General features: G+C 60.2%; 4 protein-coding genes. 2 read left to right on the top strand and 2 right to left on the bottom strand.

What is annotated here, in order from left to right; translation table 11 throughout:
* Window positions 1-1,605 (top strand): SUMF1/EgtB/PvdO family nonheme iron enzyme (locus HKN37_12460; GenBank protein ID NNE47458.1); only part of this gene is annotated, 1,605 nt, incomplete at its 5' end.
* 167 nt (window positions 1,606-1,772) lie between these two features.
* Window positions 1,773-3,128 carry an APC family permease gene (locus HKN37_12455; protein NNE47457.1) on the top strand — a complete coding sequence of 452 codons (1,356 nt, stop codon included), beginning with the start codon at window positions 1,773-1,775 and terminating at the stop codon, window positions 3,126-3,128.
* A gap of 189 nt (window positions 3,129-3,317) precedes the next feature.
* On the opposite strand, the gene HKN37_12450 is transcribed toward HKN37_12455, so the two are convergent.
* On the bottom strand, window positions 3,318-4,025 hold the full coding sequence (locus HKN37_12450; protein ID NNE47456.1) for a hypothetical protein: 708 nt from the start codon (window positions 4,023-4,025) through the stop codon (window positions 3,318-3,320).
* A 133-nt stretch (window positions 4,026-4,158) separates the two neighbouring features.
* On the bottom strand, window positions 4,159-4,673 hold a 515-nt coding region (locus tag HKN37_12445), incomplete at its 5' end, for a hypothetical protein (protein NNE47455.1).

Genomic DNA, 4,673 nt, shown 5'->3' with positions numbered 1-4,673 from the left:
CGAACGCTGGATGCTTCCGGCACAAAACCTGCCGGAATGGTGCGCGTCCCGGGTGCACAGACACCGACCGGACGGGTCGATGATTTCTTCATTGACCGCACCGAGGTTACGAACCGGCAGTTCAAAGAATTTGTTGCCGCTGACGGATACGAGACTCGAGAGTTCTGGACGGAACCGTTCGAACTGGACGGACGATCAATTCCATGGGACGAAGCCATGGAGCAGTTCGTGGATCAAACCGGCCGCCCCGGACCTTCGACATGGCAGGCGGGCACGTATGCCGACGGCGATGCAGACCATCCAGTGACAGGCGTCAGCTGGTACGAGGCGGCGGCCTATGCAGCGTTCGCTGGCCGGAGTCTTCCTACGTCGGTTCACTGGGGACTGGCGCGCGGTGAACAGACGCCGATAATCTCGTTTTATCAACTCGGCGGATTTGCCGTCTATGCGCCGTTCAGCAATTTCGGAGCGGACGGTACCGTCCCCGCCGGAAGTCTGCCCGGCATCACGGCGTACGGCGCGGTGGACATGGCGGGTAACGCTCGTGAGTGGAATGCGAATCGGTCGCCCTTCGGGCGGATTGTCCGTGGCGGTGCGTGGGGCGACAACACCTACATGTTCGGAGAGCCGAGTCAGGCACCGCCTTTCGACCGGTCGCCGAAAAACGGCTTCAGGTGTGCTCGCTACTCGGAAGGCGACGAGGTGGCAGCTGCGTCGCAGCTTGTCACCTTCTCGGAGGGTCCCGATTTCTACGCGATGGAACCGGTTGCAGACGAGATCTTCGAGCTCTACCGAGAGAGGTTCTTGTATGACGAAGCGCCGTTGAATGCGAACGTCGAGCGAAGGAGCGAAGAGCATCCTGACTATGTGTACGAACGCGTCACCTTCGATGCGGCGTACCGCGGCGAGCGAGTCATCGGTCACCTATTTCTTCCCAGGAACGCCTCTCCACCCTACCAGACGGTCGTGTACGTCCCGGGCAGCGCCGCCCTGCTGCATCCGTCCAGTGAGGATATGGGGCAATACTATGAGTACCCGGTTTTTCTGTCGTTCCTGGTGAAGAATGGAAGGGCGGTCTTCTTCCCGGTATATGCGGGCACATTCGAGAGGGGCCGTGCGGACCTGCCGCAGCTCGTCGCAGGTGGCCAGCAGAAGACGCGCCTGCATTCGGGCTTCTTGACGGACGTGGTCAGAGATTTCTCGAGGAGTGTGGACTACCTGGAATCCCGAGACGACATTGACAGAGACAGGCTGGCCTATTACGGCATGAGCTGGGGAGGTTGGCTTGGGGCCATCATTCCGGCTGTGGAAACGAGAGTCGCGACCGCAATTGTGGCCTTTGGCGGGCTCATAGACGCGGGTCGGCCGGAGGTCCACCCGATCAACTACGTCGGCCGGGTCTCCATGCCGGTATTGATGCTGAACGGACGATATGATAGCAACTTCCTCCTCGACACCTCGATACAGCCGATGTTCGAACTGCTCGGCACGCCGGATGAGCAAAAGGAGCTCAAGCTGTTCGAAAGCGACCACATTATTCCGAAGAACGACCTCATCCGGGAGACTCTCGACTGGCTCGACCAGTACCTCGGTCCGGTGGACTAGCGTCGATTGACTGGAAGCTGTCCGTAGGGAGTTTCGGCTGACGTGCTCAGGAGGCGCACTCGCTTCCCGGTAGCGTTCACGTCTTTAATCCGCTATTCTTGGATAAGTACGCTCCAGCCTGCATCGGCTGGTCGGACTACTGCGAGCCCCCAGTTGCATCGTGCGCCGTGAATCCTAACCTGTCACAACCCACCCTTCGCAAGTCCCTCACCACCTTCGACGGGGTCGCGCTGCTCATCGGGATCACGATCGGCTCGGGGATCTACTCGACGCCGTACATCATCGCCGGCTACTTCTCGTCGTTCGGCGGCGTGATCCTGACGTGGCTGATTGTGGGCGCGTTCGTGATGGTTGGGGGATTAATCTACGCGGAGCTTGGTACGCGCATCCCGACAACCGGCGGCGAGTATGCCTACATTACGAAGGCCTTCGGGCCGTTTGCAGGCTTCATGTTTGGCTGGGCGCAGCTGTTCATCATCCGGACGAGCCCTGGAGCAGCCCTCGCCATCATCTCTGCCGACTATCTGGGATTCTTCTTTCCTCTTGAGGGTTGGTCACACACCGTGACCGCCCTCTCCGTGATCGCACTGGTTGGACTATTCAACTACGTCGGCGTGCAGTGGGCGGCACTGTTTCAGCGAGTTACGACCGTTGCCAAGGTGGCAGGACTCGCTGCGTTTGCCTTGCTCTTCGCAGCCCTTCTTGGCGGCACCGAGAGCAAACTGGCAGAGGTTTCGCAACCGATGACGGACGCCGGTTTCCTCGGTAACCTGATTCCAGCCCTGATGCTCATCGTGTTCACGCACGCGGGCTGGGATCGCGTGGGCTATGTGGCCGGCGAGATGAAGAATCCGCGACAGGTGATTCCGAAGAGCATGCTGTACGGACTGGGGATCGTGCTCGTGATCTACTGGGCAGTGATCACGATATACCACTATGTGCTGGGGATGGAAGCGCTGCGGGCGACGGCGACGCCGGCCGCCGACATCGCTTCGATCATGATCGGAACTGTAGGTGCTGGCGCCGTGGCCATCCTCGCGATCGTGTCGGCGGTGTCGAGCATCAACGGCACGACGATGTCCGCGAGTCGCGTCTACTATGCCATGGCGCACGACGGGTTGTTCTTCAAGTGGTTCGACCACGTACACCAGCGGTTCCGAACGCCGAACCGAGCGATCCTTGCGCACGTCGTCTGGGCGTCGGTGATACTGATCGCCCGCGGATCGTTCGAGAACATCGCCGCCGGGATGGTCTTCGCGATCCTGATTTTTTACACGATGACGACGCTGGCGTTGCTGAAGTTCAGGCGCGATGGCGTCGGCGAGGAGCAGGCTTTCCGGATGCCGGGGTATCCGCTGCTGCCGGTTATCTATCTCTGCGGGCTCGTCGGGCTGCTGGGCTTCCGCGCGATCTTCGAGTGGGAGAAATCCCTGGTCGACATCGCGTTCGTGGCCACGGGGCTGCCGATCTCGTGGTACTGGTTGAGGCAACGATCGCTGCGGAATTCGCCTGACACCGAGTAGAGTGTTCTTCGACGCTGGCGCCGACGCGCCCGGCGTCGTTCGCTTTGAAATGCACGACCGCAGACTCCGAGCACTCGTGCCGCGACTCTCACCCTGTTCCGCTACCTCGCACTCCAGCTGAACTCAAAGGTCTTCGGGCGCACACCGTCGCGGTCGATTTTATTGCACCTAATGCTCGCCTGCCAGCTGCTAATCCTGCGAACCGGCCATTGAATCTCCGGCCGGGCGAGATCGTCCCAACAAGACACCCAGCGACACGGACATCTCCGGACCGCTGTAGTTGTCGGAACCACCGATCGACCGATCGAAATCTGCCATCACGTGGTATCCGAGACTCACACCTGCCACGAGCCGCCGCTTCGCGATCCAGTCGACGCCCATGACAACACGCGCACCGATCGCCGTCTCGTTGATACTTTCCGCGGAAACCGACAGCGGGCCGACGCTCGTATTGGTTGCAGACCCGCGGTAGGGTCCGACCGCAGCCGAGACAAATCCCAGAACGTTGGGTCGGAAAACAACCGCGGGAGGATAGTAGGTAAGTCCGACGAGAACGAAGCCGACCGCATCGGTTTCCGAACGAACAGTTCCGGCAGAAACGTCTGCCGAAACTCCCACACCGGTCCCCCCCGCTGAGACGGTCAAGGACAAGTAGTCTTCAATCCAGAAATCATACGCGACGGATCCAAGAAATCCATTCAGACGGACGTTGGTCTCGACACTGCCGACACCTACACCGGCCTCGACTGCTGACCAATTGAGGAGCCCGACGTTCACTGACAGGCCGTGCCTGCCCTTCAGTGAATACGAATTATCCGAAGATGAAGGCTGCGCGACTAGCGGCGAGACAATGAGGAGTGCAGGAATGAGTGACTGGATCTGGGCCTTCCAGAGCATGATATCTCACGGTGCGGTGGATTAAAAACCTCTCTTAAGAGTCTGAGCGGCAAGATGATGCCCGGGAATACCGCTTTCTGCCGTAGGCAGACTCCGGGAAGGAAATGGTCATGCCGGGTGTCCGGGTGTCGGGCTAGTGACCATCGATCCAATCAAGCGCATGTCGCAGAGCCGAGTCACGGCCCTCAAGAAAATCCTCCGGAGTCGCAATACCAGCTATGTCGGGCGGGACACCACGCGTCGGATTCAGACCGTCGGAGACGGTTGAGAAGATGTGCGTTGGGACGTTGACCTCAAGGTTAGAGGCAGGGAGCACAGCCCTGTGGCTATTATCGTTCGACCAGAACGAGCTGCCCGACTCTTCACCGATGAGCGTCGCGACTCGCAAGACCCTGGCGAGTGAGAGAAAATGGCCGGTCGTTGAAACTCCGGCCCCGTCCATCAGGACGACCACCTGCCCGGTGAACGTGTTGTTGGCTGGCACCTGTTCGCGATAGAGAGACGCGAGGTCACCACTGCCCGTCGAGTCGCCAACGAAGTACCGGAACGGCTCGGCGACAAGGTGTGACAGAAGCTGCGAAGCCAACCGAGGATGCCCCCCGGTGTTGCCGCGAAGATCGACGATGAGCGCAGCGCTGCCCCTTTCGA

The sequence above is a fragment of the Rhodothermales bacterium genome, from assembly GCA_013002345.1.
Classification (GTDB): Bacteria; Bacteroidota; Rhodothermia; order Rhodothermales; family JABDKH01; genus JABDKH01.
The sequence above is the reverse complement of the archived record's forward strand: the minus strand, read 5'-3'. Positions and strand labels throughout refer to the sequence as shown.